The following is a 26832-nucleotide window of genomic DNA, read 5'->3' as shown; positions in this document are numbered from 1 at the left end:
CCTGATTCTTCGCTGATGCCTGGATGGATCAGTCTGGTTCGTATCCGAGGATGGCCTTGACCTCGAGGAACTCTTCCATGCCCTCGATACCGTATTCCCGGCCGTTACCGGATCGCTTGTAGCCGCCGAAAGGTGCCTGCGGGTCCCATGCCGGATAGTTGATCAGGACCTGCCCCGACCGGATGCGGCCGGCCACGGCGCGCGCCTGCTCCATGTCCGTGCCCTGGACGTGAGCGCCAAGGCCATAGATCGTGTCATTCGCAATCGCGACGGCTTCCTCGATGCTGTCATAGGGTATGATGACCAGGACCGGCCCGAACACTTCTTCCTGCGCGATCGCCATTTCGGTCGTGACCTCGGAGAAAATCGTCGGCTTGGCGAAATAGCCGCACTCCAGCCCCTCGGGCTTGCCAGTCCCGCCGCACAGAAGTTTCGCGCCTTCGGAGATCCCGACACCGATCATGTATTGCACGCGCTCGAACTGGGCGCGATTGGCGATGGGGCCATGTGTCGTGCGTTCGTCGCGCGGATCGTCGACGACAAACTGAGCCGCAGTTTCGGCCGCGATCCGTTCCACTTCGGCGAGCCTGTCGCGTGGGACGATCATGCGGGTAGGCGCGCTGCAGGATTGCCCAACGTTGCGGCAGCTCGAAGCGACGCCCGGCGGAACGGCCTTGTTCAGGTCGGCATCGGGCAGGATGACGTTCGGCGACTTGCCCCCCAATTCCAGGGCAACCCGCTTGACGGTATCGGCCGCGGATTTCGATACCAGCACGCCGGCACGGGTCGAGCCGGTGATCGAAATCATATCGATGTCGGGATGCGCGGAGAGGGCTTCGCCCACTTCCGGCCCGGTGCCGCTGACAAGATTGAATACGCCAGCGGGAATGCCAGCATCGCAAACGATCTCGGCGAAGAGCAGCGCGCTCAACGGGGCGAGTTCGCTGGGCTTGAGCACGACCGTGCAGCCGGCCGCAAGAGCCGGTGCGACTTTAGCGGTGATCTGGTAGAGCGGCCAGTTCCACGGGGTGATGAGGCCACACACGCCGATCGGCTCGCGCGCGATCGCGGTTGTCCCGCGCATGTGCAGGAAGGGGTAAGCGGCAAGATTTTCCGCAGCGACGCGAACGTGCTCGGCCGCGAAGGGCACTTGCGCCGTACGGGCAAAGGTCATGGCCGCACCCATTTCGCGCGAGATTGCCTGTGCGAGAATATCGGCTCGCTCGAGGATCAGTTCATGGACCCGCAGGAGCAGGCGTGCCCGTTCGGCCACCGGCGTCGCCGCCCAGCCGGGGAAAGCGCCGCGTGCAGCCGAAACGGCGGCATCAACATCCTCGCGGGTGGCAAGGACGATCTCGGCGATCGTCTCTTCGCTTGCGGGATCGATGACCGGCGCTGTCCTGGTGGACAGCGACTCGATCCAGTGACCGCCGACGAGGATGCGGTCGAAGCGGCGGGAGGCTGAGAGGTGGGAGATGGGATCGGTCACGTGAAACGGTCCTTCAGATCAGTATCTATGCCCATCATGGGCAGGGAACGGAACTCGGCAAGATGCCCGGAGGACAGCGGATCTCCGAGACTTGTGGATCACTTCGGATGGCATGCCAGCGTGCTTCACGCGCGACCTAGCCCAGCGATTGGCTGGCAAGGGCATAGACGCGGGCAGGGCCGCTCGGCTGGGGTGGGTCGCCGCGCACCATGGTATTCAGGGTGTCGACGTGCGCCAGGCCCTGAGTTACCAGCCACGCTCCCAATTCCGAGCCGATTGACGTGTCGATCCGCACGAATTCTCCCTGCAGGCGCGACAGCGCGTCGGCGATCAGCTTGCGGGCATCGTCACTGCTTTCGGCAACGACCGGTCCGATCACATGTCCGCGCCCGAATTCGCGGGTAATTGCAAAGCCATGCGGACGTCCGCCCTGACCCCGCAGAACACGCAGGTCTCCCGCTTCGATCAGGCGGGCGATCAGCTCGCGTCTGGTCATGGCCGTTGCCGCACCATCGAGTTCGAGGACCGTGGGAAGATCGGAGCCTTCGGCCGGTTCAACGCCTTGCGATGCGCGATCTTCGGTCAGGTTTGCTGCAATGCCCTGATACTGGCAGTTCTGGTCGAAAGTCACGAAGCCGCGCCGTCGATAGAGCTCGAGCCCATCGAGAGTAGCGACAAGGATTACCGAACGATCGCCGAGCGTGGACATGAGGGCATCGAAGATGCGTGAACCCAGCCGCTGGCCCTGGAACTGGTTGTCGACGATGATCGAGCCGACGGTGGCGAACTTATCGCCATAACTCCAGGCGCATGCGCTGGCGATGAGCCTATCGCCAATTCGCAATGCCAGGCCATGACCCAGCCCGCAGGCGAAGCGCCAGTCCTCGAGGCGATGCGGCCAGGACAGCGCAGCGGAAAGGGCGACCGCCTGGGGCAGGTCTTCGGCAGTAAGTGCATCCGGTCCGGAAATTGCGTCCGTCATAATCTCATCGACCACATGGGGCCTTTCGCTGGTTTAGGCCTGTAGCGTGCAGGATAGGCATCGGCCCGCCACCATTGTGCTGCTTTGGCAGTGGCAACCGCATATGCTGCCAAATATTCTCCTGCGCTCGGATTATGGCACTGCCGCAAGAAAGAAGCGTCATTATTCGGCCAGATCACATGGGCGCGACGTGCGGCAGAATGTGCCCTTGGACGAGAGCCTTATGAACCGGACGGATCGAACACGCCGGCGAATGCCACCAGAACGAGAATTCCCACTGCGCAGCCGGTTTCGACAATCAGCGAGCGGGTGAGGCGTTGCCTGGCACCCGGAAGGCCGGCTTCGAGCGCGGGCACGAGTCGCCAGCGATTGCCGGCTGCCAACCCCAGCATGGCGATGAAAAGCAGGACTTTCGCAGCGATGAGCAGCGACCAGGCGCTTTCCGGCACCAAGCCGGAAGGCGCAGTGATCAGGTATCCGTTGGCAATGCCGGTGACGGCAAGAAGCACGACGATCAGCGTGCCGGTGCCGGCAAAGCGTGAAAGTGCCTTGAGCTTGTCGGTCTCATCGGTGCGGCCAAGGGCGTCATTAACGAAGCAGGCGAGGGCGCCCAGCCATGTCGCCGCGGCGAGGAGGTGGACCACGTCCGAGATCTGATGAAGCGTGCCGCTCGCTCCTTCACCGGCGCCGGCATGGCCGGTCCATGCGCACGTCGCCAGGGCGAGCGCCCCAAATGGGGCCAGCGCGGCGTGGCGCGGGAAGGTCAGGGCGAGCAGGAGTAGCACCGCAAGTGCGGCGGCACGTACGATGAGTACGTCGCCGAGCGGGGTTGCGCCCAGCACGGCCGTGACCGTCGCCGCGTCCAGATCGGAGACGGAACTGGCGGCCATGACGGCGACGGAAGCCAAGGCCCAGAGGCACGAAACCGCGAATGCAGCAAGGGCAAGCGTGGCCATGAGCCAGCGCTGTCCCCTGCCTGCAGTCCGCCGTCCGTCGGTCAGTTGGTAGATCGGCAGTCCCGCCGCGAGCAGGAGCAGAATGAAAGCCGCAAGCCGCGACGCGATCAGGATGCCGTCTGCCACGGGAATCAGCGAACGGTGAAGCTGTAGCTGCCTTCGATGCGGTGCTGGTCGGAAGCGACCGCATGCCATTTGAGCGTGTAGCTGCCGGCAGGAAGGGCGCGGGGCAGTTTCACCTTGATGCTCTTGCCTTCGGCCTTGGTTGTGAAGCCGCTGATCGGCATGGGCTTGTGACTGGCCATCCCCGGCATACCGGTCATCACCAGTTCGATGCCCGAAAGGGGGCCGACCAGCGTCTCATTGAAGTTCAATGTGATCTCGGTCGGCTTGGCGACGCTGGAATCGGCGGCAGGCGTGGAGGACACCAGCTTCGGGTGAGCCATGGCGATACCGGGAACGACAAGTGCCAGAGCGGCCAGCGATGCCAGCGCGGAAGTGAGGGGCAGGCGGGGCATAGTGAATTTCTCCTAGGCATGGCCGGTTTAGTGCGGCGCATGAAGGCAATACGCGTCGTGCCGGCCGATCCCTCACCTCGCCTCAAAAAAGTGGCAGCAGGCATTATCAGCATTCGACGATCTGACCGAATTCGCCGAGACGGAGTGCCTTCCCGGCATGACGTGACGGACCGGGTATCGAGAAAAGCAGCCGCTGTCGCGGACCCGGAGATAGCTTGTATTCATGCTTTCTAGATCCGTCCTGGCGGCCCTGGCCGCCCTGCCTTTCCTGTCGGTTCCAGCTCATGCGCAGGCGGAGCTGGCGGGTCAGGTCGATCTACTGGAGATGCATGTCGGCAAGGGCGATGACCATTTCCTGTTCGACAGCACCTTCACGCTCAGCGGCGAGCGTCACGGCGTGGCGCTCAAGCTCGAAGGAGGCAGCGATGTCGGGGCGCATATCGATGAAGTTACTGCCCAGATGCTCTACAGGTATTCGCCAAGCGGCAACACGAATATACTTCTTGGCGCACGCAACGACTTTCGGTCCGGCAGCGATCTCAGCCATGCCACATTGGGTGTCGAGGTCCAGCTGACCTCGGCGATCTCCGGTGAACATTACCTCTGGCTTTCCGAAGATGGCGATATAACCGGCGCGGCGATGGTCGTTGGCACGCTGTCGCTGGGCGAGGAGCTTTGGCTTGAGCCGCGCGTTGCTGTCGGCTGGTCGGCGCGGGCGATACCGGCCGAGGACGTCGGAGCAGGCATCGGAGAACTGGAACTGTCCGCTCGCCTGCGGCGGCAGATCGGTCCGCTCTTCAATGTCTATGGTGGCATCATTGACGAGCGATTGGTCGGAGATACACGCGACATCGCCAGAACGCAGGGTGACAATGGACATGTCACCCGCGCGGTCATCGGGCTTGGCCTGAACTTCTGAACCTGCGGCTGCTGAACCGCAGGGGTCGCGTCAGTCCCGCAGCCAGTGCCGGGCAAGGGCGACGTGCAGGCGAATGCCGGTCTCCATCACGTCGTCGTTGAAATCGTAATGCGGGTTGTGCAGCGGCGGCGGATTGTCGCCGCGGCCCTGGCCGAGCCAGAGATAGGCGCCGGGCCGTTCCTGCAACATGAAGGAGAAGTCCTCGGACGTCGGCGCCGGTTCGGGTGCCAGCTCCGCGCGCGCGACCGTCGCAGCCACTTCCAGCGCATCCATCGCTGCATCCGCATCATTGATCGTCGCGGGGTAATAGCGATCGTATTCAAGCGAACCGCGCACTTCGAACGAGGTCTCGATTCCCTTGATCATCTGGCGCATGCGCTCCTCGATGCGGTCCTGCACGACCGGATCGAAACTGCGCACTGTGCCGCCGATGCGCACGCTGGCAGGCAGTACGTTGTGCGCATGGCCGCCGGCGATCTCGGTGACGGAGAGAACGGCGTTGGCGCTGGGCGGGATGTCGCGGCCGATAACGGTATTGAGCTGCTGTACGAGGCTGGCGGCGGCAAGGATCGTGTCGGGCGTGTCATGCGGAAGCGCGGCGTGACCGCCCTTGCCTTCCAGCACGATCTTGAACTTGTCGGCCGCGCCCATGATTGCGCCGGGGCGCGTGGAGATCGTACCTGCAGGCAGGCCCGGCCAGTTATGCAGGGCATAGACCCGCTCGCAGTCGAAGCGTTCGAACAGCCCGTCCTCGATCATGTGCCGCGCGCCGCCGAGCCCTTCCTCGGCGGGCTGGAAGATGAAGTTGAGCGTGCCCGAGAAACCCGGGTCGCGGGCAAGAACCTGCGCTGCGCCAAGCAGCATGGCCACGTGTCCGTCATGGCCGCAGCCGTGAAAACAGCCGGGAACCGTGCTCGACCAGGCGGCATTGGTCCGTTCCTCGATGGGCAGAGCGTCCATGTCGGCGCGCAGGCCCAGCGTGCGCTTGCCATTACCGCAGCGCAAGACGGCGACGATACCGGTCCCGCCAATTCCTTCGTGCACTTCCAGCCCGATCGCACGAAGCTGCTCGGCGATGCGCTGCGCGGTGCGATGCTCTGCAAATCCCAGTTCGGGATGGGCGTGGATGTCGCGGCGGAAGGCAATCAGCGGTTCGAGCAGGTCGGCAATATCGTTCATCGGTCTCGCATTCGTCCGGTCATTCGCCGAACAGGTTCTGGATCGGGAAGTGGTGCTTGATGAAAGGGCTCTTGATCACGACGTAGCTGAAATACTTTTCGATACCATAGTCGCTTTCGAGCATTTCCTCGATGATCGACTGGTAGTGGGTCACGCCGCGGGCCACGAACTTGAGGAGGTAGTCGTAGCCGCCGCTGACGAGGTGGCATTCAACGATTTCGTCGATCTTGGCGATGCGCATCTCAAAGCGGGAGAAGTCGCCCCGGCGGTGCTCGCTCAGCGTCACTTCGGTAAACACGGTGAGAAATTCGCCGAGCTTGTTGAGATTGATGTGGGCACCATAGCCGGTAACGTATCCGGCGCTTTCCAGGCGCTTGACGCGTGTCAGGCATGGGCTGGGCGAAAGCCCCACGGCATCGGAAAGTTCGACATTGGTGATGCGACCGGATTGCTGCAGCATCGCCAGGATCTTGAGATCGATGCGATCAAGTTTCGGCCCCAGTGCCATGTTATTTTCTCCTCAGCCGAGCGCTTGGCGAACGTCGGGCATTTCCAGCAATTGATCGAGCGACCTTTCGACACGCTGGAATATCAGGTCCATCTCGCTTTCGGAACAGCAGAGTGCGGGCGCGAAGCCGATTACGGCATTGGCGAAGCAGCGCACGATCACACCGTTGTCCCAGGTGAGCTGGGAAAGCCTGCCCGCGATGTCGAGATCGGCCGCGAAACCGGCCTTGGTTTCCTTGTTGCTGACCAGTTCGATTGCGCCGAGCAGGCCGCGGCCGCGGGTATCGCCGACGAGCGGGTGCGCACGGATGCGCTCGAGGTGATGGTCGAAGCGCTTGCCGGTCTGCACACCGTTTTCGAGCAGGCCGTTCTCGTAGAGCCGGATCACTTCGAGGCCGACTGCGGCGCTGACCGGATGGCCGGAGTAGGTGAAGCCGTGGCCTACGGGCAGGGCCGCCGGGGCGGAGTCGGCGATCGACTGGTAGACGTGATCGGCCATGAGCACCGCACCCATCGGGGCGTAGCCGGAGGTCAGGCCCTTGGCGAGCGTCAGGAAATCGGGCGAGACGCCTTCGTCGTCGCAGGCAAACATCGGGCCGGTGCGGCCAAAGCCGGTAATGACTTCGTCGACGAGCATAAGGATGCCGAACCGGTCACAGGTTTCGCGGATCGCCTTGAGCCAGCCGCGCGGGGGGACGATGACACCGCCCGAGCCCTGGATCGGTTCGCAGCAGAAGGCCGCGACCTTGTCTGCACCGAGTTCTGCAACCTTCGCTTCGATCGCAGCGACGGTCGAGGCGATCACCGCGGCATCGTCATGGCCCTCGGGATGGCGATAGGGATAGGGAGATGCGATATGATGCTGCCAGGGACGCGGCAGGTCGAAGCCGCGATGGAAATTCGCCAGTGCGGTCAGCCCCGCGCCGTTAGAGCTGGAACCATGGTAGCCCCATTCCAATGCGATGAACTGCTTCTTCTCCGGCTTGCCGATCGCATTGAAGTAGTGGGTGATGTAGCGGATCGCGCTGTCCACTGCGTCGGAACCGCCCAGCGTGAAATAGACATGGTCGAGCCCTTCCGGCGCAAGCGAGGCGAGCTTGTCTGCCAGCAGGATCGCCGGTTCACTGCCGAAGTGGAAGTAACCCGTGGCGTAGGGAAGGCGGCGCATTTGCTCCATCGCCACTTCGACGATCGATTCCTGCCCGTAGCCGACGTTGACGCACCACAAGCCGGCGAAGGCGTCGAGAACCTTCTTGCCTTCGATATCGGTGAGCCACATTCCATCGCCCGACTCCAAGACGCGCGCGCCGTGCGCCTCGTGCCCCCGGAACGATGTGACCGGGTGGATCAGGTGCCGCCTGTCGAGATCGACAAGCGACTGGTTGGAACGATGTGCGGGAGAGCGGGAGGGAGCGTTTTCCATGCTGCCGATGCTATCGCACGGAACCGGCGGGTTGCGCTGAAATGAGGCCTGTCAGCACTGTCGAAGGACAAATCGCGGCAGGGCGACGGCAGATTGTGCCGCGCCCTGCCGGCGCCATTTCAGCCGATCATCGAAGCCACGGCCTTGCCGCAGGAAACGGTGTCTGCCTTGCCGCCCAGATCGCCGGTGCGTCCGGTTTCGGTGGCAAGAGTCTCCTCAATGGCGCGCATGATCGAGGCCGCCGCTTCGGCTTCGCCGAGGTGTTCCAGCATCATCGCTGCGGACCAGATCTGGCCGACCGGATTGGCAATGCCCTTGCCGGCGATATCCGGTGCAGAGCCGTGGACCGGTTCGAAGAGCGAAGGATGCGTCCCGTCGGGATTGATGTTGCCTGACGGGGCGACGCCGATCGTGCCGGTGCAGGCAGGACCGAGGTCAGACAGGATATCGCCGAAGAGGTTGGAAGCGACGACGACGTCGAAACGCTGCGGGTTCATGACGAACTGCGCGGTGAGAATGTCGATGTGGTACTTGTCGTGCGTAACCCCGGGATATTCCGCCCCGATGGCTTCGACCCGCTTGTCCCAGAACGGCATGGTGATGGCAATGCCGTTGGACTTGGTGGCGCTCGTCACGTGCTTGCGTTCGCGCTTCGTGGCGAGGTCGAAGGCATAGCGCAGGACGCGGTCCACGCCGTGGCGCGTCATGACCGTTTCCTGGATCACGATTTCGCGTTCGGTGCCCGGGAACATGTGTCCGCCCACGGAACTGTATTCGCCCTCGGTGTTCTCACGCACGACCCAGAAGTCGATGTCGCCCGGCTTGCGGCCCGCCAGCGGGCAGGGCACGCCGGGCATCAGGCGCACCGGGCGCAGGTTCACGTACTGGTCGAATTCACGGCGGAACTGCAGCAGGGACTGCCACAGGGAAATATGATCCGGAACCGTGTCGGGCCAACCGACTGCGCCGAAGAAGATCGCGTCGACCTTGCCGATGCGATCCTTCCAGTCGTCGGGCATCATCTGGCCGTGTTTGGCGTAGTAGTCGCAGCTGGCAAAATCATGCCACTGCAGGTCGACTTCGAAGCCGTGTGCGGAGGCCGCGGCTTCAAGAGCGCGCGTGCCTTCTGGCATGACTTCCTTGCCGATGCCGTCGCCCGGGATGACCGCGATCGAATAGCGGCGCTGCGCGCTCATGCCTTTGCCCCTTACAGTTCCAGCCCGCCGATGTGGAAGGCTTTGGTTTCCAGATATTCCTCGATGCCCGCCGTGCCGCCCTCGCGGCCGAGGCCCGATGCCTTCATGCCGCCGAAAGGCGCCATTTCCATGGCAATCGAACCGGTATTGAGTGCGACCATTCCTGTCTCGAGTGCCTCGGCGACCCGGAAGGAACGCGAAAGGTCGCGGGTGTAGAAGTAGCTGGCCAATCCGTAAGGCGTGTCATTCGCCATGGCGATGGCCTGGGCTTCGTTCCCGAAGCGGAACAGGGGTGCGATCGGTCCGAAGGTCTCTTCGCTGGCAAGGCGCATTTCGGCATGGGCATCGGCGATGACCACGGGCCGCACGAAGTTGCCGTCCTCGCGCCCGCTACCCGAGGCGACAAGCCGTCCGCCGCGATCGAGCGCATCGGCGATGTGCTCGGATACCTTGGTGACGGCAGCGGCATTGATCAGCGGGCCTACGGTTGCCCCGGTCTCGAAGCCGGGTGCCGCATGCAGTGCTGAAACTGCCGCGGAAAGCTTCGCGGCAAATTCGTCATGCACCGCTTCGTGCACGAAGATGCGGTTGGCGCATACGCAGGTCTGGCCCGAATTGCGGAACTTGCTGACCATGGTGGCCTTGACCGCCAGATCGAGGTCGGCGTCCTCGAAAACGATCAGGGGGGCATTGCCGCCCAGTTCCAGGCTTACCCGCTTGATGGTGTCCGCGCACTGGCGCATGAGCAGAGATCCGACCCGGGTCGAACCGGTGAAGGAGAGCTTGCGCACGTCGGGGCTGGCCGCAAAAGTCGCGCCAATTTCCTGCGGCATGCCGGTCAGGACATGGACGAGGCCGGAAGGAATGCCGGCCCGCAACGCGAGCTGGATGAGCGCCAGCGCGGTGAAAGGCGTGAATTCCGAAGGCTTGATGATCACCGGGCAGCCGGCGGCCAGCGCAGGTGCACACTTGCGGGTGATCATGGCGGCAGGGAAGTTCCATGGCGTGATGATCGCACTGGGACCAACCGGCTCCGTCAACACGAGGATGCGGCGATCGCGTTCCGGCGAAGCGACATTGCGCGCGCCGACCCGGCGACCTTCTTCGGCAAACCACTTGATGAAGGTGGCCGCATAGCGAATTTCGCCCTGTGCTTCGGCCAATGGCTTGCCTTGTTCGGCCGTCATGATCCGGGCCAGGTCGTCGGCATTTTCAAGGACCAGGTCGTACCAGCGCTCGACAAGGGCGCAACGTTCACCGGCCGTGCGGGCGCGCCACTCGGGCCAGGCGGCCATCGCCGTATCGATCGCGGCCTGAGTCTCGGACTGGCCGCAAGGAGGTACGAGGCCGACGAGACTGTCGTCGGCCGGGTTGTTGACGGCAATGCCGGTCGCCTTGTCCGCCATCAGCCATTCGCCGGCAACGAGGGCTGCTTCGCGCAGCAGCGAGGGGTCGCGCAGTTCCAGCATCAGCCGAACGCCTGCGAAGCGACAGCGAACATCTTGGCTGCGCCGGAACCCTGCGGTGGCTTGCCCCGGACCATCGTCGTGACCTTGCCTACACAGGGCAGGCCGATATCCTCGAGCCATTCGGACAGGCCGGTCCCGACCAGCGCGTCGATCCGGCAGAACCTGCCCGCCTTGGCACCCAGCCAGTGCGTGACCAGCGCCTGCGCACCGCCAAGGTCAGGCGCTACGATCGGGGCGATGACGCGACCGCGACCGAAGCGGCGCAGCAGGGCAAATCCGACGGGTTCGTGATCGCGCGAGAGGACCACCGACTGGCTGTCGCGCGCGATGCGCCGCAAGAAGAAGTCGCGGTCCATGCCAAGTGCTTGGCTGTACATTGCAGGCAACATGTCGTCGGTCCCTCCCATCGGGCGCACGCGCTCGCCCGGGCGCAGTTCGGCCAGTGGCATCGTCGGCGCCAGCCCCTGGTGCTGATGCACGGTGGCGAACGGTTCGAAGCCGAGCTTGGCATAGAGCGGAATGCCGTCCGCCGTTGCGTTGAGCGTGACGTTCCAGCCTTCGAGCCGAGCAAGCATGGCTTCCATCAGTTGGCGGCCGATGCCCTCGCGCTGCTTTTCCGGGGTGACGATGACCATGCCGATCGAGGCGAAGTTGCCGCCATAACGCCAGACCATGATCGAACCGACGACCTTGCCCTCGCTCTCGGCAACGATCCCTTCGCCCAGTTCGTAGAAGAGCTCCCAGTCCTCGGTCCGGTGCGGCCACGACTGCTCGGCGGAAAGTTCGACTGCGCGCTGCAGGTCCTCGATAGTCATGTCACGCAATACGTTGGAGGCCTTGGTCGCAACCACCATGTCGATTTCTCCGCTTCGGCCCGGCGGATTTCAGGATGCCGGACCGTTGAATTCAGCTGCCCTCTAACGTTTGTGAGAAGGCATGGGATGCCGGTTTTCCCGGTTAATCGGAACAATATTGCGCTTTGCCGGCGGGTTCCCCGGCATGATCTAACTGACTTCCGCCAGGCCCGCCGATGAAAGATTGGCAAGCGTGTGATGGCATAGAATCGCCTGCCCTTCGCCCTCGCGCAGCGGTGCAGGCATGGCATCGCATGTCCCCGCGATGGCTACAGGGCAGCGCGGCAAAAAGCGGCACAGGGCCTCTCCAGCCGAATTCTTGAGCGAGGCGCCTGGCATTGCGGCACGTTCGACGGCGGCGCGCTGGGCGAGCCATGTGCGATCCATGTCGGGCACCGAGTCGACCAGCAGTCGCGTGTACGGGTGACTAATCGCACCGGCGAATTTGGCCTGACGGGACAGTTCCACGGCGGTGCCCGAATAGAGCACGAGCATGTTGTCGCAGAACGCCTTCACGGTCGAAATGTCGTGGCTGATGAACACCGTCGCGATGCCGAGGTCGCGTCGCAGTTCGTCGATCAATTCGAGGATCGCTGCGCCGACAACCGTGTCGAGTGCGGACGTCACTTCATCGCATAGCAGCACGTCCGGCTCGGCCGCCAGCGCGCGCGCAAGGTTGATGCGCTGTTTCTGGCCGCCCGAAAGTTCGGTACTGCGGCGCGTTTCCAACCCGCGCGGCAGACGGATCAGATCGAGCAGTTCGGCAACCCGTGCGGCTGCCGCGCCACCCTTGAGTTGGTGGTAGAAGGCCAGCGGCCGGGACAGGATCTCTCCAACGGTGTGCGCCGGGTTGAGCGCAGTGTCCGCGTTCTGGAAAACGAGCTGGATGCGCCGCAATTGCTCTCGGCTGCGATCCGCCATGTCGGCTGGAAGCACTTCGCCATCCAGGCAGACTTCACCACCGGCTGCCGGCAGGAGCCCGGCGATGACGCGCGCCAGCGTCGACTTGCCCGATCCGGATTCGCCGATGACGCCGATGGTCGCTCCGCGCTTCAGCGCGAAACCTACATCGCTGAGCACGGGGATCGCTGGCTTGCCGTTTGTGATGCGACCATAGCCCGCCTCGATAGCCGAAACGGTCAGAACCTTGTCTTCGCTGGCATCCGCGGACGGACGTATGGCCGGACGCGCGGCAGCGAGAAGGGAGCGGGTATAGTCGCTCGAAGGGGCCTCGAGCACTTGCCCGGCGGTGCCTTCTTCGCTCGTGCGCCCATTCTTGAGCACGACGATGCGGTCCGCGACCTGGGCGACGACGGCAAGGTCGTGACTGACATAGATCGCCGTGGCGCCGCTGGCGGCGATGGCGGCCTTGAAGGTGCGCAGGACTTCTACCTGGGTGGTAACGTCGAGTGCCGTCGTGGGCTCGTCGAGGATTACCAGTTCGGGATCGGTGATGAGCGCCATGGCGGCCATGAGCCGCTGCAGCTGACCACCGGAAACCTGGTGTGGGTAGCGCCGGCCGATTGTCTCGGGCGAGGGCAGGGCGAGTGAGCGGAAGATCTCGATCGCCTTGGCTTCCGCCTCCTTGCGGTTCGCAAGGCGGTGAACCAGCAGCGGTTCGATGACCTGCGCCATGATCGGGCGCGAGGGGTTGAAGGCCGCTGCCGCGCTTTGCGCGATGTATGAAATGCGCCGTCCGCGAACCTTGGGCAGCTCGTTCGCATTCAACTGGTCGATGCGCATGTCGCCTACGCGAATGGTGTCTGCCGTAATGCGCGCACCGAAACGCGAGTAGCCCATCATCGCGAGGGCGATAGTCGTCTTGCCCGATCCGGATTCGCCGATGAGTGCGAGCACTTCGCCCTTGGGAATTGCGAAAGAGACGTCCTCGACGATGGCCTTCCTTGTGCCATCGGGCAGGGTGACGTCGATGACGAGGCCGTTAACTTCAACTGCAGGCGCGCTCATGCCTTGCCTCCCGGCTTGAGGGCATCGATCAGCAGGTTGGCGCCCACTGTCAGCGTGGCGATTGCCAGGGCGGGGACGATGATCGCCAGCGCGCCTTCCGTGATGCCGGAGATGTTCTCACGAACCAGTGAGCCGAGGTCGGCATGGGGCGGCTGGACGCCAAGGCCGAGGAAGCTCAGGCCCGAAAGCAGGAGCACGACGAACACGAAGCGCAGACCGGTATCGGCGAGGAGGGGGTGGATCATGTTGGGCAGGACTTCGCGAAGGGCGATATGCACCGGGCCTTCACCGCGGGCGCGGGCAACCTGCACGAAATCGAGTGCGACAAGGTTCATCGCCAGCGCCCTGGCAATGCGGAAATTGCCGGGAACGTATGTCAATGTGGCGATGAGAAGCAGCAGCGGGAGCGAGGAGCCGAATGCCGCCACGAGGACCAACGCGAAAATCTTCGACGGGATGGAAATGAACGTGTCCATCGCTCGGGAGATGACTTCGTCGGTCCAGCCGCCACGGATCGCGGCCAGCAGTGCAAACGACGTTCCGATGCAGACAGCAAGGATCGCTGCGCCCAGCGCGAGGAACACGGTGTAGCGCGATCCCCACAGGACGCGGCTGAGCACGTCACGGCCCAGGTAGTCGCTGCCGAGCCAGAACCGGGAAGAGGCTCCGCTGAATACGTCCTGGTCGACGAAGGCGCCGACGGAATAGGGCGCCAGCGATGGGCCGGCGAGCGCAATGGCGAGCCAGAAGACGACGAGGGTCAGCCCTATGCGGCCCGATGCCGGCAGATTGCGCAAGAAGGAGGTGAGCTTTCCGGTCATGCGCGCAGTCTCGGATTGGCGAGGATGGCGACGATGTCCGCGACCAGCATGAGGGCGAGGTATGTCGCGCAGAAGATCATCGCGCAGGATTGCAGCAAGGGCATATCTCGGCTCGTCACGGCATTGACCATAAGGCTGGCCAGGCCGGGGAAATTGAAAATGGTCTCTACGATGATCGCACCGCCCATGAGGTAGGAGAGCGAGAGCGCCATGGCGTTGACTACCGGACCGACGGCATTGGGCATGACGTGGAACAGGACGATGCGCGAGAAGGGCACGCCTTTGAGCTTGGCCATTTCGACATAGGGCCGGTCGAGCTGGTCGGCGACGGCAGCACGCGTCATGCGGGCCATCTGCGCAACGACCACGCAGGTCAGCGAGAAGACCGGCAGCGCCATAGAGCGCAACATTTGCCCCCAGCTTGCATCGGGCGTGACCAGAGCGATCGAGGGGAGCCACAGAAGCTTCACCGAGAAGACGAGAACACCCAGTGTCGCGATCAGGAATTCTGGCATGGCGACCAGCGAGAGGGTCGTGATGTTCAGCATGCTGTCAAGCTTGCCGCCACGATTGATCGCGCTCGATATGCCGATGGTCAGGGCAATGACGGTCGAGATGACCGCGGTGATCCCGGCAAGCGTCAACGAATTGGGCAGGCGGTTGGAAATGATCTCGCCGACCGGCATGTTGGCCACGTAGGACATACCGGCATTGCCCCGCACGATACCGCCTAGCCAATCGACGTAGCGGACGTGAGCAGGGCGATCGAGACCCATTTCGTGTCGCAGTGAGGCAACCTGTTCAGGCGTCGCGCTCTGGCCCAGGAGTTCCTGTGCCGCATCGCCGGGGAGAAGGCCGCTCACCGTAAAGATCACAAGGGAAACGAGGAACAGCGTGAGCAGCGAAGAGAGCACGCGCTTGCCGATCAGCGGCACGAGCTTGGCGAGCGAGGATTGGGGTTTTTCTGGAGCCGACATCAGTCTTCCCACCAGACATATTCCGCGAAGCGGTAGCCCATGAAGGCACCGAGCGGGACCGGGCGCAGCCCCTTGAGGCGGCGATCGTAGCCGTCGATGAGGCTGATGAAGACCGGGATCGCCACGCCGCACTTGTCGTGCACGATGCGCTGCATCTCGCCGTAGAGTTCACCGCGACGTGCTTCGTCGGCTTCACCGCGCGCTTCGATGAGCAGGCGGTCGAAGCGTTCGTTCTTCCAGCCGCTCTCATTCCAGTCAGCCTTCGAGTCGAAGAACAGGCTGAAAATTAGGTCGGCGGTTGGCCGCGGATTGCAGTTTCCGAAGCTCATGGGATGGCGCATCCAGTGCGTCGACCAGTAGCCGTCGGCGGGTACGCGGTTGACTGCAAAGTTCAGCCCGACCTTCGAGCCGTATTCCTGCAGGATCGAGGCCATGTCGACCGACCCTTCAGCCGCGGTTGAGGCGAAGACGGGAAGGCGCACGCCGCTCAGCCCGGCGCGCTGCACATGCCAGCGCGCCTTGTCGAGATCGAGCACGGTCTGCGGCACGTCCGGATTGAAATAGGGCTGGAAGGGCGCGATTGGCTGATCGTTGGCGATGGTGGCGTAATTGCGGAACAGGGCGCGCTTGATCAGCGGACGGTCGATCATCAGCTTGACCGCTTGCACGAAATCCGCATTGCCGGTCGGCAACTGGTCCTGGCGCATGACCAGATCGGTAAAAAGCGCGGAAGGGGTTGCCATCACCGCATAGGCGGGATCGACCTCGACGCGCCGGGTCGAGCGCGGATTAATGGCGTTGCACAGCTGGATGTCGCCCGAGAGCAGCGCGTTCACGCGGCTTACCTCGTCCGGGATTGCGATCAGTTCGACACGCTCCAGGTGCGGGCGCCCCGGGATCCAGTACTCTTCGTTGCGAATGACCTCGGTGCGCACGCCCGCCTGAAACTTGGCGAGACGGAAGGGGCCGGTCCCCGTGCCGTCGGGAGAGCTTTGTCCGGCGCGCACGATCAGGAAGTGCGGCTGGGCCATGATCGTGGGCAGGTCGGCATTGGCGCCGGTGAGGCGGAGCACTACCCCATAGCGACCGTCCGCGCGTATTTCGGCGAACTGGCTGGCGATGGTTGCCATTTTGGACGCGACCGCCGGGTCTTTGTGACGCAGCAGTGAATAGACGACGTCCTCTGACGTCAATTCGCTGCCGTCGTGAAAGCGCACGCCACGTTGAAGTTCGAAGTGCCAGGTGATCCGGTCCGCGCTTTCGATGGTCTTTGCCAACGAAGGACGCGGTATGAGGCTTTCGTCCTCGATGCATGTCAGTCCGTTGTAGAGCATGAAATGGCGAACGTAGTCCGTGGACAACGAGCCTTTGGCCGGGTCGAGCGTATCGGCGGTAGAGGCGGCCTGGGTCGCGACCCGAATGCTGCCGCCCTTTTTCGGTGCAGCCTTATGCTCGTTGCTTCCGCAGCCGCCCAGGGCCAATATGCCAGCCCCGGCAAGTCCTGCGCCGATTACGCTTCGCCTCGACAGGTTGTTGCCGATCAGCATGCCCTGAAGTCCTTCGCGCGGCTTCGTGACCCAGCCGCCAACGCCTCGCGCCGCCCCGATCGGGGGAACGGGTGACGCGAGACGCGGCGGGTGAGCGGGATTGTCACGTTGCAGGCGATCAGAGGCCGACGACTGCCGGCAGGCAACCGATGTGCGGGATCTCGATGTCGCGGTAGTTCGCATTCGACGGCTCATGGCCGCGGCCGACGAATACGCGGCAGCCGAAGCCGAGGTCCGTTGCCGTATTCTGGTCGTAGCGGAAGCTGGAAGAGACGTGCATCATCACTTCGGGGCCGCAACCAAGCTGGTCGAACATGTATTCGAATGCCTGCATGCGCGGCTTGTAGGCCTGGGCGCTTTCGGCCGTGTAGACACGGTGGAAGGGCGCGCCGAGCAGGGCGACGTTGTGCGGGATCTGATCGTTCATCGCGTTGGAGAGGATGACGAGCGGGATCTTGTCGGCAATCTTCGAAAGGCCGCCGGGCACGTCGGGATGCGGACCCCACTTGGGAACCATGTGGTAGATGGAATCGGCGTCGGCTTCGCGGTATTCGACGCCGAACGCCTTTGCGGTGCGGCGCACGGCGTTGCGAATGACTTCCTGATAGGGCTTCCAGGGGCCCAGTGTCTCGTCGAAGCGGTAAGTCGAGAAGACGGAACACATGTGATCCATGGCCTCGGCCGGGATACGATCTGCAAAGAACTCGCGGGCCATTTCCGACATTTGGAAACGGATCAGCGTGCCGTAGCAGTCGAAGCTGATGTACTTGGGCCGGAACGCGGGGGTGAAGCTGGGACTGGCGCTGGTCATCTCGTCGCTTGATCCTCTTGCGCGGGCCACACATGCCTCGCGCTTCTCGATATGAATAAGGCCACTTCCGCCGCGTCACTTGCTTCCGATTGCAGGGAAGAAGTGAGGCAATTTGCGGCTTTGTCCTCGTGAATTCGGCATAGCATGCCGCAGCTCAATATCCCCTTGCACGGTCCACTTCGCCGTCCGGTTCTTCGCCCTTAAGGACGCGGCGCAGATTGGCGATCAGCGAATGCACCGCTGTTTCCCTGCGGGTGACGCCGGCTATGTGCGGAGTAAGGAAAATCGCAGGATGCGAATACAATGGATGGCCCCGCGGCAGCGGCTCCGGACTCGCCACATCGAGGAACGCTGCCGACAGTTGGCCTTCGTCAAGTGCTGCGCACAGGTCTTCGGCAATGAGGTGACCGCCGCGCGCGGCATTGATGATCGCCGCCCCGCGCGGCAGGCGATCGAAGAGTTTGCGGCACAGTATGCCGCGGGTCTCTTCGGTTAGTGGAAGCAGGCAGACTAGGATTTCGCAGCGGGCGAGGAACGGATCCAGACCGTCCGGCCCGGCATAAGTCTCGACACCCTCGATATCGGCTCCACTGCGGCTCCAGCCCAGCAGGTTGAAGCCGAGCGGCCTCAGGGCCTGCATGGACGCGCGCGCCAGTTCGCCGAGGCCAAGGAATCCGACCGTGCGTTCGGAGCAGAGCAGGACGTCGCGCTGGGTCCATCGGCCCGCGCGCTGCTCTGCCAGGTAGAACGGCAGGTCTCGGTGAAGGGCCAGCGCCGCCATGACGATGTATTGCGCCATGGTTACGGTAATGCCCGGCTCGATCATGCGCACGACGCGAACATGCGGCGGGACGAGCGAGAGATCGAGCTGGTCGACGCCCGCGCCGATGCTGAAAAGGACTTCCAGATTGGGCAGGCTTGCGATCAGTTCGGGCGTCAGGGTCCAGGCGACGAGGAAGCGGATCTCCTTCGCATCGCCAAGGTCGGGCCAGCAGCGAAAATCGACTTCGGGCATTTCGCGTGCGAAGATGTCGCGCCAGAGCGTGCCGCGCTCTTCATCGCCGCAGTGTAGGATCGAGGTCATTTCTTGGTTCCCGGTCGAGAGGAGCGGCTGCGCCACCATTGCAGAGGGCCGCTGATGCAAAGGAAAATGAGTGCGAGAGCTTCGATCATGAGCAGCAGGCGGCCGGGAAGGCCGAAACTGTCTCCGGCATGGAGCGGCAGGACAGTCAGCCACAGTGCAGGATTATCCCGGGACTTCAGGACTCCGTCGATACTGGGCGCGGTGGCATCGATGCTCACGACGTCGACGGCGCGTGGACCGGCCTCGTCTGCGTAAAGGTTGACGGCAAGCGTGCCGTCGGTCGCGAACCGGATGTCGCGGACGTGGGCTTGGGGAAGGCGATCGTGCAGAAGCGCGATGGCGCTGTCTATCTGGTCGTCGCTCAGGGAAGTTGTGCGGATCGGGGCCGTGGGCGATGGTCCAAGCGGAAGATCGGCGGCGGCGAGCAGTAAGCCGGTTATCGCGCTGAACAGCACCAGGATCGAGGCGATTGCCCCGGCGCTGCGATGATAGAGTCGCAGCTTGATGCGCGAAGGCAGGCTGCGGCGCACCTTGAGCGAGGCGATGATGCGGCCGCGTCCCGGCCACCAGTGTTTTACTCCGCTGGCGCAGATCAGGAAGAGCGCGAGGCCGTTGAGCGCAACGATGGCGATGCCGAGCCAGTCGCCCAGCAGTCGGTAATGGATCTGCAGCGCCGCCTCGATCGGAAAGCGCCAGATCGGCCCAGAGGCAAGTACATGGGCATTGCCTGGATCGACCGAAGCGTAACGCACTTCTCCTTGCGCACCGGAAAGCTGCGCAAAGGCGGCCGCGTCGGCGTTCGAAGGCATGAAGAGGCGGGTAATCCGCATGGTCGGGAAGCTGTGGTGAACGCTGTCGAGCAGGGTCGATACTGGCGCCGGTTGTGTGCCAGGGCTGCTCTGGCGCGTCATTGCGGCGGGATCGATCATCTGCGCCAGCGGCTCGCGAAACAGGATCAACGCTCCTGTCAGGGCCTGGATCAGCAGCAGGGGGGCAAAGGCCAGGGCGATCCAGCGATGGATGCGAAGGAAGGTACCGGGTTTCATGGCTGTCCTGAATATAGCGGCCGCCGCTCCCTGCTGGGAAGGGAGCGGCGGGAACGCTGTCGGGAGGCCGTCCTTAGAAGGAGAAGTCAACCCGGAAAGTTACCGCGCGCGGCTGGCCCGGCGAGACCCAGTACCGGTGGTAAGATGCCGGATAGTAGGTCACGTTGAACAGGTTTGTGGCATCGACGCTGAGCTTGACGCCATCGCTGGGCGCATAGCTCGCCAGGGCGCGAACCAGCGTGTAGTCGGGCAGGTAGAAGTCGATGCCCGTTTCGCCGAGACGCTTGCTGGTGTAGTTGACTCCGCCGCCGATGGTTACGACGCCGGCATCGCCGAGATCGAATTCCTTGGTCACGAGCAGGTTGGCTGCGTGCTTGGGAATGTTGATCAACGGATCTCCGGGCTGAATGTTCAGGCCGAAGCTGACGTCTAGTGCAGCACTGGTCCACACGGCGTCGGTGTAGGCGTATGTCGCGAAGACATTCAGCCCGCCGGGCAACTTGGCGTTGACGTCCGCCTCGATACCCCGGCTGCGGGCCTTGCCGGCCGCGATCGAGAACCCTGCGTTGATCGGGTCGCTCGTCAGGATGTTGTTCTTCTTCATCGTGTAGGCGGCTAGCGTCGCAGTGATCATGTCACCTGGCGACACGAAGCGCAGGCCGGCTTCGTAAGACTTGCTGGTTTCCGGTGCGAACGGATTGCCGGCAAAGTCGATGCCGCTGTTGGGACGGAAGCCCGTGCCGTAGCTGGCATAGATGCTCAACGTGTCGGTCAGCTGGTAAAGCGCACCGATTGTCGGGCTGAAGCGCTTCTTGGTGATAATAGTGGTCGTGCCGCTGATGTTGTTCACGATCTCCTGGCGGAAGTGGTCATAGCGGCCACCGCCTCGGATCTTGAAAGCATCAGTGATGTCGATCTGGTCTTGGAAGTAGACGCCCCACGACTTTTGCGTCTCGTTGGAGTCCTGGATTAGAGCGGTAGGAACCGGAAGCTGACCGTAGACGGGATTGAAGATGTCGATCGCGTTGTTCGCCGCAGTGATCGGGGTGCCGGCCGTATAGGCGCCCGGACGGAAGCGAAGCTGAGTTAGATCGATCTTGAAGCGATCCCAGTCGGCGCCGACGAGCACATGGTGCGCGATAGAACCGGTGTAGAGCTTGCCCGAGACTTCGCCACGGAATACCAGGTTGGTGGTGCCGTAATCGCGGTAGCGTCGCTGGCGAGCAAGGTAGTTGCCGGTTTCCTCGAGCGTCTGGCGGCTGCCCGCGAGTTCAGCATCGCTGGAATAGCCCTTGAAGCTGGTGTCCCGATAGCCGAAGCCTGCCAAGAAGACCCAGTCCTTGGCGATGTCCTGCTGGAGCTGGACCTGGTGGCCGAGAACCTTCACCTTGGTCGGACCATCTCCGGGCTCACCCAGGAAGGTGGAGCGCGGGATCAGGCCAAGTACACCGTCGACGGCAACTACGCCGCGATCAAAGGGTACTTCCTGATCAACGAACTCCATTTCGTAGCTGATGCTCGTCGAGGACGAGGGTTCGAACAGTACGGAGGGCGAAGCGACGATCTTGTTCGAATCGACCGTGTCGCGGAAGCTGCCGGCATCCTGCGCGGCGCCATTGAGACGAATGGCAACCTTGTCGGTCAGGGCAAGGTTGTAGTCGCCTTCGACGCGATAGGTCGAGAAGCTGCCGGCCGAAGCTGCAAAACTGCCGAAGGTGCTGTCGAGCGTTGCCTTCTTGGTGATGATATTCACCGTACCGCCGGGCTCGCCACGGCCGAATACGGCGCCGTTCGGGCCCTTGAGGACTTCGATGCGCTCGATGTTCGAAGCATCGCGCGGGCCGCCGTAACCGCGGCCACCGTTGAAGCCGTTGACGAGGAAGCCGCTCGGGAAGTTCTCATCGCCGGCAAAACCGCGGACCGCAAATGCATCCCACAGACCGCCGAAATTGTTCTGACGGGCGATGCCGCTTGCCAGGTCGAGGGCGGTATCGAGGCGGGTTATATTCAGGTCCTGGAGCATCTTGCCGTCGATCTGCTGGACCGACTGCGGGATCTCTGCGAGCGGAACATCGCCGCGATACTGCTGGCGCTGGCCGACGACGGTAATGGTGTCGTCAGTGCCGGCATCATTCGGCGCATCGTCTGCCATGGCAATGGTTGGGAAGGCGATCATTGCCGTCCCTGCCAACAGGGAAGCTTGAACTGCGGAATTTAGAATTCTCATCTTCTGACCCCTCACTTGAGTTGTTCCCACATCCTGCAAATTCCATTCGAGCAGATCTTGTGCGCTACATACTCCGCCAATTTCCGCGGATTCAGCGACCTGTCCGCTTCTTTTTGCTACGTCGAGGCTATCTGGAGCCTGACAAATCTTTCATCGTAACTGGGGGGGGCGAGCGAATGATTATGACGAATTGTGGTCATAGTCCAATTATTCTGCCGTGCCCTTGTCGAAAGGTTGTTCAGCAGGACCTGCCGGTCCCGATAAGTTGATTGTGCACTTGCGATATTGATGGGTTGATGATTGGGCGGATGCTGGATTCGCTGTTTAGTTATGCATTTGTGCGACGCAGCATTATGGTGACGTGCCTGCGCTATGTCGGCTCCAGTCAAACCCATTCCGGGGCTCCGGAACAAATTATTATGCTCTTTCTAATTTCGGCAGGGTAAAAAAGAAGGGCGAAGCGCCGGATGGAAGCGCTTCGCCCTTGTTCAGGCTCGGGAATGTCCCGGGTGGATCAGGGTTTGAAAAGATCTTTGTAAAAGCCGGCCACCTTGACAGTCACCTTGACCGGGGTGTCGCCCTTGTTGCGCCAATACCAGCCATGCGTGCCGTCGAAAGTCGCAGTGAAATCGCCTTGACCCGCTTCACTCTGGCGTTCTTTCCAGTAGCTGGTGAATTCATCGTCTGCGGCGTTCACGGGTTCACCGTGCATATCGACCTTTACCGCTCCGCCCGTCGAACGCCACGAAAAGACGAAGCTGTCGCCCTTGACCATGTGCGCCTTGATTTCTGCGCCGCTGTGCGGAGCCAGGTCGAGGGTAAGCTCGTCTTCGCGCCAGGGGGTAGCGCGTTCGATAGAAGCGCGCGTCGGCGTTGCCAGTGCGGAAGTCGGGCCTGTCACGGCGGGGGCGGTATCGTCTTCCTCTTCCAATACGGCCATGCCGGAGATGCCCAGTCTGGCGCCGATGCCGGTTGGATCGATGCCATATTCGGCAGGCAGGACGAACAGGGTGAGGACGCCCCCCGCCGCGACGGCGGCACCAAGGCAAGCCTTGGCGAGTGTGGCCGGAGTGGCCTGGACGTTGCGCGGAAGCGCGGCGGTATCGGTGGGATAGGAAGTGGCCATGTCAGGCTCCCTGGGTGAAGTAGCCGGTCAGCTGGTAGCCGACGAGGACGAAGCCGGCGCACATCAGCGCCGCGTTTGCAGCGATGGCGCTGCGCTGGAAACTTCCGCTCAGGCGCCAGATGTTCATGGCAATGAGGATCAGGCCAAGTGCCATGAACTGCCCAAGCTCGACGCCGACATTGAACGACAGCAGGTTCGGTATCATACCCTCGGGCGAGAGAGTAAGGTCCTGCAGTTTGGTCGCGAGGCCGAAGCCGTGGAACAGGCCGAATACGAATACCGCGGCACGCGGATTGGGCGCCCAGCCGAACATCGTGCGAAAACCGTCAAGGTTGTCGATTGCCTTGTAGGCGACGGACAGGCCGATGATGGCATCGACGATGTAGGGATTGGCTCGAATGTCGAAGATCGTGCCGATCAGCAGAGTGGAGCTGTGACCGATCGCGAACAGCGTGACGTAAGTCCCGATGTCCTTCATCCGGTACAGGAAGAAGATGACCCCTGCGAGGAAGAGCAGGTGATCATATCCCGTCACCATGTGCTTCGCGCCGAGGTACATGTAGGGCAGGATGGCGATGCCCGAACTGCCCTCGATAAAGGCTCTGTCAGCCTCTCCCACGCCGTGGGCCTGGGCCGTTGCCGCCAAAGCCAATGCAGCGAAAAGTGCGCCGCCTGTTGCCAGCGGACGTCCCGCCGCACCAAGGCGGCGGGACGCAGCAAGGAATGCCTCGCGCATTGGCGTCAGATCTTGAAGCTGGCGAACGTCTTCGCGCCGCTGCTCTTGTTGACCATCGAGACGACGACCTTTGAACCGGCCTGGAGTTTGACGCCGGGCGCAGCGAATTGGTTCCCCTTGACCGCACTCATTGCCGAAGTGGACTTGGCACCCGAGGCACTCGTCACGATCAGCTTGGCGCTGAAATCGCTGGCCGGCAGGGGTTCGTCTTCCTCGCTGATGTAGACATCGACGCCCTTGGCGCCCTTGACGAGTTCGAAAAGGGTTTCGCCCGACATCTGGACCATGCCGCCGTGTTGGGGCTTCATGCTGCCGTGCGCATAGGCGGCGCCCGGGATCAGGGCGGCAGGGGCCGCGACCAGCAGGCTTGCGGCGAACATGGCGGGAAATGCGGAAATCTTCATCGTTGTATCTCCGTGTATCGGATGCGCGATTACAGGCTTTGTCGGCCGATACCGCGGATCATTCAGGCAGATGCGGCAGAACGAACGAAAGCGAAGAGCGATGTTCGACCTGGTCGTACTTCGTAGGCTGGTCTGAGGGTGCGACGTAGATGCCGACCAGGACATTGAGGCCCTGATTGCGCAAGGTGATCGTGGCCGTGCCGTCAGCATCGGTCTTCACCGGGACCTGGTCGGGATCGGTGACGTAGTCGGAAATGATCTGGACGCCTGCTGTGGGCTTTCCGTTGAGATAGGCGCGGACCTTGAGTGGCTTGCCCTTGTCTTCGGGAATCGCGCCGACCGGAACGAGTTGGAGTGTCATGCCTTCGAAAAGCGGTACTTGTGTCTTCGGCAGCTTTTCGAGGTGCAGAGCGTATTTCCAGTTGTGCTCGGACAGGGCGACGTCGGCAACTTCATCCTTCGTCGTGTTGTGCCATACCCCGCTATTGTCCTTGGTCCAGTTGCCGTAGTCCATGACTGCCGTCACAGCTTGGATCGGCTCGTCGCTGTCGACAACAGGAACGATGCCGGCTTCGCGCAGTGTCGTTTCCACCGGCTGCCAGTTTTCGTCATAGCCCTTCACGAGCGTGATATGTTTCATGCGGCCAACGGCATCGAGATCGTCGGCGCCCACGCCGTAGATCAGGGCGACTTGCTTGGCGCGTTGTGCGAACCAGATGGCATGGGCATCGGCAGGCGTTATCGAGGTAAGTCCAAGCGCCAGGGCTGAGGCTAGAGTGGATGCGAGCAGGAAGGGCGAACGTCGCGACAATGATCTTCTCCTCGGGTTTTGTTGAACGCAGCATGAGGTGATGCCAGCGCAACATATTGCTTTTTGTGCGAGCCCGATCGGAAGCAAATTGCGAAATAGCCCGCTGCGCGGCAGCATCGCATGCTGCGGCCTTTATTGGTCGCATTGCGGATATGCAGTGGGCCGGCTCTGTCCACAGGCGCTTGCAGGGCGCCGATTTCCGGCCTTTGGGAAGATTATCGCTGGGCGGCTAGAGGTGCCTGCCCCTGCGTTACGGCAATGCCCATTGCCTCCAGGGCGATGCGAATGTCCCGGATGTTGCCGAGCTGGAACGTGCCGCTTATCTGCGCTTGCGCATCAGCGGGGTCATCGAGGACGAGCGGTCTTGACAGGTAGGGGTTGAGCTTTTCCAGAACCTGCGAGACCGGTTGGGCATCGAAGCTGACCGCCCCCGTTGTCCACTCGCTGACGCTGGCAGGATCGCTCTTTGCGATGATGTAGCTGCCGCTCATGTCCCGGGACAGTTCCTCTCCGGGTATGAGTTCGGCAGTCTGGACGCTGTCGGCAACCCGTACCTTGCCCTGTGAAAGCATGACGATCGGATCGTCGCGGCGTTGCGACACCATGAAGCGCGTTCCCAATGCGGTCACGCTGCTATCGCCCGAAGTGACGATGAAGGGGCGGTCGGCGTCATGCGCGACGTCAAAGAAGGCGCGCCCCTGTTTCAGGGTCAGGCGACGTGCATCGTTGGACAGCGATACTTCCACGCGCGAGACCGCGTCGAGCGTCACGGTAGAGCCATCGGCAAGCCGATAGGCACGGGGCGCCTCGTGTCCGTTCGCCAACACCTGCAGCGCCTGGGAAGCGGTTACGCCGGGGCGGTCGACCCAGATATAGCTGCCCAGTCCGAAGACGAGGAGCAGGCAGGCGGCAATCGGGGCCCAGTGAGCAAGCGTGCGACGCGGCGAACGTGCCTCGGTCTCGCTATCGTCTTCTTCGTCGGCGCCATCATTGGCTGCCAGCCGCGCACGCGCTGCCGATCGCATGGAAAGGATGCGCGGATCGTCCTTCACGGCATCGAGCGAGCGCCACAGGTCTTCAGCTTCCTGCAGCGCTTGCGGCTTTTCCCCCGAAGGCCGTGTCTTGCCTGAAGGGTCGCGCAGGAAAGCGGCCAGTTCCCTGTCGCTCATGCCATCGCCTTGCGAATGCCGATCAGTCATCGCTCTGCTCCAGCAATGTGCGCATCGCCTTCATCATATGCTTCTCGACCGCGCTGACCGAAATGCACATGGCTGCCGCAATCTGGCGGTTATTCAGATTTTCAAACCTGCTCAACACGAAGATATCTCGCGTACGCTCCGGCAACCGGCCGATGCGCGCAACGATCCTTTCCATCTCATCCTTGCCCATCAAGACGCGCTCGGGCGTGATCTCCTCAACAGGATGGCGAACTTCGGTCAATTCATCGTGCCGGTTGGCGGCTCTGACCTCACTGCGGCGGAAGCGATCAGTCACCACGCTGCTGGCAGTGCGAAACAGATAGGCGCGCGGATTTTCGATGACGCTCCTGTCGGGAAGCCGGCAAAGGCGCATCCAGACGTCCTGCACGACATCATCCACATCCTCGGCTCGATCGATGCGACGCAGCAGCCATTGTCGCAGTACGGGCAGATGCGGGATAATCGCGTTGTGCAGGGTGTTAAGTTCGCTCATCCGTGGCCCAAGTGTGAAAAAACTCGTGCGCCGACTGTCATGAACGGCGAATCGGGTTAGGGTAGCCAAACATACGCGCATCAGGAAACA

Annotated in this window: 25 protein-coding genes; 1 reads left to right on the top strand and 24 read right to left on the bottom strand. The window is 62.6% G+C overall.

Going from position 1 to position 26832, the window contains the following annotated elements:
• Positions 1-28: 28 nt before the first annotated feature.
• The 4 genes from SPHV1_RS02835 to copC all read right to left on the bottom strand — a co-directional run bounded on the left by SPHV1_RS02835 (position 29) and on the right by copC (position 3945).
• Positions 29-1489 carry an aldehyde dehydrogenase family protein gene (locus tag SPHV1_RS02835; protein WP_054944567.1) on the bottom strand — a complete coding sequence of 487 codons (1461 nt, stop codon included), beginning with the start codon at positions 1487-1489 and terminating at the stop codon, positions 29-31.
• A 136-nt stretch (positions 1490-1625) separates the two neighbouring features.
• Positions 1626-2471: a GNAT family N-acetyltransferase gene (locus SPHV1_RS02830; protein ID WP_054944586.1), complete on the bottom strand. Its 846-nt coding sequence runs from the start codon at positions 2469-2471 to the stop codon at positions 1626-1628.
• Between the two features lie 221 nt (positions 2472-2692).
• Positions 2693-3553, bottom strand: coding sequence for a copper homeostasis membrane protein CopD (gene copD / locus SPHV1_RS02825; RefSeq protein WP_054944566.1), 861 nt, complete (start codon positions 3551-3553; stop codon positions 2693-2695).
• Positions 3554-3558: 5 nt separating this feature from the next.
• Positions 3559-3945, bottom strand: a complete 387-nt coding sequence (gene copC / locus SPHV1_RS02820; RefSeq protein WP_054944565.1) for a copper homeostasis periplasmic binding protein CopC — start codon at positions 3943-3945, stop codon at positions 3559-3561.
• A 223-nt stretch (positions 3946-4168) separates the two neighbouring features.
• On the opposite strand from copC, the gene SPHV1_RS02815 reads away from it, so the two are divergent.
• On the top strand, positions 4169-4864 hold the full coding sequence (locus SPHV1_RS02815; protein WP_054944564.1) for a copper resistance protein B: 696 nt from the start codon (positions 4169-4171) through the stop codon (positions 4862-4864).
• Between the two features lie 30 nt (positions 4865-4894).
• Here SPHV1_RS02815 and SPHV1_RS02810 read toward each other — a convergent pair whose 3' ends face one another.
• The 20 genes from SPHV1_RS02810 to SPHV1_RS02715 all read right to left on the bottom strand — a co-directional run bounded on the left by SPHV1_RS02810 (position 4895) and on the right by SPHV1_RS02715 (position 26742).
• On the bottom strand, positions 4895-6043 hold the full coding sequence (locus tag SPHV1_RS02810; protein WP_054944563.1) for a M20 aminoacylase family protein: 1149 nt from the start codon (positions 6041-6043) through the stop codon (positions 4895-4897).
• 19 nt (positions 6044-6062) lie between these two features.
• Positions 6063-6551 (bottom strand): Lrp/AsnC family transcriptional regulator, encoded by a 489-nt coding sequence (locus tag SPHV1_RS02805; protein ID WP_054944562.1) that lies wholly within the window; start codon positions 6549-6551, stop codon positions 6063-6065.
• Positions 6552-6563: 12 nt separating this feature from the next.
• Positions 6564-7973 carry an aspartate aminotransferase family protein gene (locus SPHV1_RS02800; protein ID WP_054944561.1) on the bottom strand — a complete coding sequence of 470 codons (1410 nt, stop codon included), beginning with the start codon at positions 7971-7973 and terminating at the stop codon, positions 6564-6566.
• A 119-nt stretch (positions 7974-8092) separates the two neighbouring features.
• Entirely contained in the window at positions 8093-9169 is a 1077-nt protein-coding gene (locus SPHV1_RS02795; RefSeq protein ID WP_054944560.1) for a tartrate dehydrogenase, read from the bottom strand.
• A gap of 11 nt (positions 9170-9180) precedes the next feature.
• Complete coding sequence (locus SPHV1_RS02790; protein ID WP_369817858.1) at positions 9181-10641, bottom strand: NAD-dependent succinate-semialdehyde dehydrogenase; 1461 nt, start codon at positions 10639-10641, stop codon at positions 9181-9183.
• Positions 10638-11492 (bottom strand): GNAT family N-acetyltransferase, encoded by an 855-nt coding sequence (locus tag SPHV1_RS02785; RefSeq protein WP_054944558.1) that lies wholly within the window; start codon positions 11490-11492, stop codon positions 10638-10640. Before SPHV1_RS02785 ends, SPHV1_RS02790 begins: the two co-directional genes overlap by 4 nt.
• 150 nt (positions 11493-11642) lie before the next feature.
• On the bottom strand, positions 11643-13460 hold the full coding sequence (locus SPHV1_RS02780) for an ABC transporter ATP-binding protein (RefSeq protein WP_054944557.1): 1818 nt from the start codon (positions 13458-13460) through the stop codon (positions 11643-11645).
• On the bottom strand, positions 13457-14281 hold the full coding sequence (locus SPHV1_RS02775; RefSeq protein WP_054944556.1) for an ABC transporter permease: 825 nt from the start codon (positions 14279-14281) through the stop codon (positions 13457-13459). The genes SPHV1_RS02780 and SPHV1_RS02775 overlap by 4 nt, the downstream gene beginning before the upstream one ends.
• Positions 14278-15258, bottom strand: a complete 981-nt coding sequence (locus SPHV1_RS02770) for an ABC transporter permease (protein ID WP_054944555.1) — start codon at positions 15256-15258, stop codon at positions 14278-14280. Before SPHV1_RS02770 ends, SPHV1_RS02775 begins: the two co-directional genes overlap by 4 nt.
• Positions 15258-16805 (bottom strand): ABC transporter substrate-binding protein, encoded by a 1548-nt coding sequence (locus tag SPHV1_RS02765; RefSeq protein WP_054944554.1) that lies wholly within the window; start codon positions 16803-16805, stop codon positions 15258-15260. The genes SPHV1_RS02770 and SPHV1_RS02765 overlap by 1 nt, the downstream gene beginning before the upstream one ends.
• 118 nt (positions 16806-16923) lie before the next feature.
• Positions 16924-17616, bottom strand: coding sequence for a haloacid dehalogenase type II (locus SPHV1_RS02760; RefSeq protein ID WP_054944553.1), 693 nt, complete (start codon positions 17614-17616; stop codon positions 16924-16926).
• Between the two features lie 154 nt (positions 17617-17770).
• Entirely contained in the window at positions 17771-18700 is a 930-nt protein-coding gene (locus SPHV1_RS02755; protein ID WP_054944585.1) for a glyoxylate/hydroxypyruvate reductase A, read from the bottom strand.
• Positions 18697-19746 carry a PepSY domain-containing protein gene (locus SPHV1_RS02750; protein WP_054944552.1) on the bottom strand — a complete coding sequence of 350 codons (1050 nt, stop codon included), beginning with the start codon at positions 19744-19746 and terminating at the stop codon, positions 18697-18699. Before SPHV1_RS02750 ends, SPHV1_RS02755 begins: the two co-directional genes overlap by 4 nt.
• Positions 19747-19819: 73 nt before the next feature.
• Entirely contained in the window at positions 19820-21922 is a 2103-nt protein-coding gene (locus SPHV1_RS02745) for a TonB-dependent siderophore receptor (RefSeq protein ID WP_231634461.1), read from the bottom strand.
• Between the two features lie 565 nt (positions 21923-22487).
• Complete coding sequence (locus SPHV1_RS02740) at positions 22488-23099, bottom strand: hypothetical protein (protein ID WP_054944550.1); 612 nt, start codon at positions 23097-23099, stop codon at positions 22488-22490.
• 1 nt (position 23100) lies between these two features.
• Positions 23101-23835, bottom strand: coding sequence for a HupE/UreJ family protein (locus tag SPHV1_RS02735; RefSeq protein WP_079730573.1), 735 nt, complete (start codon positions 23833-23835; stop codon positions 23101-23103).
• 5 nt (positions 23836-23840) lie between these two features.
• A complete protein-coding gene (locus SPHV1_RS02730; RefSeq protein WP_054944549.1) occupies positions 23841-24239 on the bottom strand; it encodes a hypothetical protein in 399 nt (132 codons plus the stop codon).
• Positions 24240-24297: 58 nt separating this feature from the next.
• Complete coding sequence (locus SPHV1_RS02725; protein ID WP_054944548.1) at positions 24298-25050, bottom strand: DUF4198 domain-containing protein; 753 nt, start codon at positions 25048-25050, stop codon at positions 24298-24300.
• Between the two features lie 215 nt (positions 25051-25265).
• Positions 25266-26249, bottom strand: a complete 984-nt coding sequence (locus SPHV1_RS02720; RefSeq protein WP_231634458.1) for a FecR family protein — start codon at positions 26247-26249, stop codon at positions 25266-25268.
• The gene (locus tag SPHV1_RS02715) at positions 26242-26742 is read right to left on the bottom strand and encodes a sigma-70 family RNA polymerase sigma factor (protein WP_054944547.1); all 501 of its coding nucleotides are present in this window, start codon (positions 26740-26742) and stop codon (positions 26242-26244) included. Before SPHV1_RS02715 ends, SPHV1_RS02720 begins: the two co-directional genes overlap by 8 nt.
• Positions 26743-26832 lie beyond the last annotated feature (90 nt).

This window comes from Novosphingobium sp. KN65.2 (assembly GCF_001368935.1).
Taxonomy (GTDB): domain Bacteria; phylum Pseudomonadota; class Alphaproteobacteria; order Sphingomonadales; family Sphingomonadaceae; genus Novosphingobium; species Novosphingobium mathurense.
Note: the sequence above shows the minus strand (reverse complement) of the source record. Positions and strands in the feature narration are given on the sequence as shown.